A 3,372-nucleotide genomic window follows, 5' to 3' on the forward strand; every position below is an offset into this window, starting at 1 on the left:
GTGCTCGCGCATTGAGGTGACCATCGGATGCGCGCCACCGGTGAGGTCGCCCATCGCCTCGACGATGCCGCCCTTCTCGTTGAACTTGACCACGCCGCCGGTGTTGATGTTGGGGAACAGCCATTCATCCTGCGGCAGCCGGCGCGTCATGCGCTTGCGCATGTCGGGATGGCGCAGCGACAGGTCGAAACTCGGCGTGCGCATGCCGAGCCACGCCATCCAGTAATTGCCATCGGAGGCGCGGTTGATGTTGTCGGGATAGCCCGGCATGTCGCGGATGACGCATTCGGCGGTGCCGGCCTTCGGCCCTTCCAGCCAGTAGCGATGCACGCGGCAGGCCCAGCTTTCGGCGAAGAACAGCGACATGCCGTCATGCGCCATGCACACACCGTTGGTGTAGCGGTAACCGTCGAGCAGCGTCTTCGTCGAACCATCCTTCGGATCGTAGACCAGCAGCCGGCCGGTGGCGCGGTTCTCGATCGAATCCAGCGCCCAGTCATGTGCGTCGTAACGCTTGGTCGAGTCGGTGAAATAGATGCGCCCGTCGGGTGCGATGTCGCAGTCATTGGGGTCACGCAAACGCGCATCGTCGACGATCGAGGTCCACGAACGCGATGTCTCCGCCGACAGGCGTTTGACCTCCCGATCCGGCGAGACCGAATAGAGCCCCATGGCGCCGACGCAGCTGATCAGATTGCCCGATTTGTCGAAGGCGAGGCCGAGCGGGAAGCCGCCTATATGGGCAAACACTTCCGATTTGACATAATCTGGCGCGAAGAAACGGACGATCTCGCCATGACGCGTGCCGCAATAGAGATTGTCGTCGCGGTCGAGGATGACGTCTTCTGGCCCCTCCAGCTCGCCAAGCCCGATATGCTCTGCGGCGGACAACCGGTTGTCGAGCTCATAGGGTGTGCCCGAACCAGGTGCGGCCGACTGTGTCTCGCCCATCTTGAGATAGACCGGCGCGACATAGACCTCGTTCAGCACCTTGTGGCGGTTCTTCAGCCAGCGGATGTCGATGGTCACCGCGACCGCCAGCATGATGCCCAACACCATCTGGTTGGTGCCGGTGCCATAGCCCAGCCGGATCAGCCCGTTGGTCATGGTCAGCACAATGATGGCGCCCATCAGTCCCTTGATCACCGAGCCGCGGCCGCCGCCAAGGCTGACGCCGCCGACCACCGCCGCCGTCAGCGCCATGATTTCCAGATTGAGGCCGGTGCCCGGCCCTGCCCCACTCAGCCGACAAGCGATGAGGAAGCCGCCGATCGAGGCGCAGAAGCCGGAGAAGACATAGGTCATGAACACCGTGCGGCGCACGCGGATGCCGGCATTGTGGGCCGAGCGCCTCGAACCGCCGACCGCCAGCACGTGCCAGCCCGGCCGTGAACGGGTCAGCGCGATATGGGTGACGATGGCCAGGATGATCGCCAGCCACACCGAGACGGAGAGCCCCCAGAAGGTGCTGTCGCCGATGAAGTCGAGCACATCCGATGTCGCGGTCGAGAGCTGCACATCGGCGGCATAGGTGGTGACCAGGATGTCGAACAGCGCCCGTCCGAAGATGAAGGTGACTAGCGTGGTGAGGAAGGCGCGCAGGCGCAGATATCCAACGAGATAGCCATTGATGGCGCCGAAGATGAGGCCGGTGGCCAGCGACGCGGCCAGCGCCAGCCAGATCGACTGTTCGAGGATGAAGAAGACGTAAACCGCCGAAAAGCATGACAGCGCGAAGATCGAGCCGACCGACAGGTCGATGCCGCCGCCCAGCATCACCACTGTCATGCCGGTCACCACCATGGAGAACTCGCCAAGCTGGCGGGTCGATTCCTGCAGTGCGGTCAACTTGAAGAAGCCCGGAATGATCGAGCCAAAGGTTGCCAGCGTCGCCACCAGTGCCAGGAACGGAATGGCATTGTCGGTCCAGCGCTTGGTCAGGATCTCGCCGACGACATGGTCGGGCACGAGATTGTAGCGCCAGGACTGGAGGCGTTCGCGAAAGGACATCAGGTCACTGCTGCAAATCTGGGATTCAAGAGAAGAGGTGGTCGGGCAATCCGGCCACCTCTTCGATCGGTGTTGAGAAGAGTTCGCTTATTTCGCCGCCGCTTGTGCCTGCAGCGCCTTCAGGTCCCAGCAGCTGTCGGGCTTCAGGTCGGCCTTGGTCGTCGCCTTCTCCAGCGTGTAAATGTAGGTGTGCGAGGTGCCGGCCGGCTGGCCGCTCTGCAGCAGGAACTTGATGATGGCGTTCATGTCACCCGACTGGCGGGCAAGATCGGTCATCACCACGGCACCATAGGTGCCGTCCTGCAGCTTGTCGCAATCGGCCGCCTTCTCACCACCGCCCGTGGTGACCAGGAACACCTTGCCGTCGAGCTTGGCGTCGCGGATCGCGGCGGCCGCGCCGGTGGCGTCACCATCCCAGAAATCGATGATCGAGCAGATGTCCGGGTTCTGCTGCAGCATCGTCGTCGTCACATTGCGCGAGGTCGTCGCATCCCAGTTTGAATCGGGCTTTGCCACCACCTTGAAGTCGGGATGCTTCTCCAGCACCTTCATGATGCCGGCATACTGGTAAAGGCTGGACGAGTTCGCCTGGTCACCCTGCACCAGGCCGATCTTCTTCGAAGAGTTTTCGCCACAGCCTTTGATCGCGGCTTCCGCCTCAAGCTGGCCAAGTCGGTCCCAGTCGCTGCCGATGAAGGCGTCGGCCGGGAAGTTGGCGGGATTGTCGACCAGGATGACATAGGTGCCGGCGGCCTGCGCCTTCTTCATCAGCTTGGAGTAGGAGTTGAGGTCCGGCGCGTGGATGATCAGCACATCCGGCCTGGTGTCCGACGAGATGGCGTCGGTGATCGCCTGCGCGCCGGCGTCGACGACCCAGTTCGGGTCGCGCGTCTCGAACACGCCGCCCCAGGCCTCGACCTCGGTCTTCAGATAGTGCGCCCAGCCCTGCGCCAGGTCGAAGCCCATTGCCAGCGGCACCAGCATGACGCGCTTGCCCTTGAGCGCCTGCGCGTAAGCCGCCGGGCCGGGATCGTCGGCGGCGAAGGTGGGCGCCACGAATGCGGTGACGGCGAGTGCCGTGGCGGCAGCCATCAATGTCCTGATGAATTTCATGTCAGATCCTCTCGTTTCGATTTTCATTGCCAGCCGACCGGGATGGATCGGACCGGGTACCCCGAGCAGATGGGCTAGCCCATCTGCCCTAAATGTCGCCTTGCTGGGCGGTCTGTTCGTCACGTGGGTTGATGATGCCGTCGACGATGATGGCGCCGAGCAGGATCGCGGCCTTGATCAGGTTCTGGTAGAGCAGCGGGATGTCGATGATGGTCATGGCGTTGAGCAGGATGCCGATCAGTGCCGCCC

General features: G+C 63.0%; 2 protein-coding genes and 1 pseudogene. All 3 read right to left on the bottom strand.

Annotation, left to right across the window (positions count from 1 at the left end; translation table 11 throughout):
- Window positions 1–2,010 (bottom strand): SMP-30/gluconolactonase/LRE family protein (locus EN750_RS24965; RefSeq protein WP_127398057.1); only part of this gene is annotated, 2,010 nt, incomplete at its 3' end.
- Between the two features lie 87 nt (window positions 2,011–2,097).
- Complete coding sequence (locus tag EN750_RS24970) at window positions 2,098–3,123, bottom strand: sugar ABC transporter substrate-binding protein (protein ID WP_127398059.1); 1,026 nt, start codon at window positions 3,121–3,123, stop codon at window positions 2,098–2,100.
- Window positions 3,124–3,211: 88 nt separating this feature from the next.
- Window positions 3,212–3,372 (bottom strand): annotated as a pseudogene (locus tag EN750_RS40955) (ABC transporter permease); the annotation flags it as partial.

This window comes from Mesorhizobium sp. M7A.F.Ca.ET.027.03.2.1 (genome assembly GCF_003999175.1).
In the GTDB taxonomy this organism is placed as follows: domain Bacteria; phylum Pseudomonadota; class Alphaproteobacteria; order Rhizobiales; family Rhizobiaceae; genus Mesorhizobium.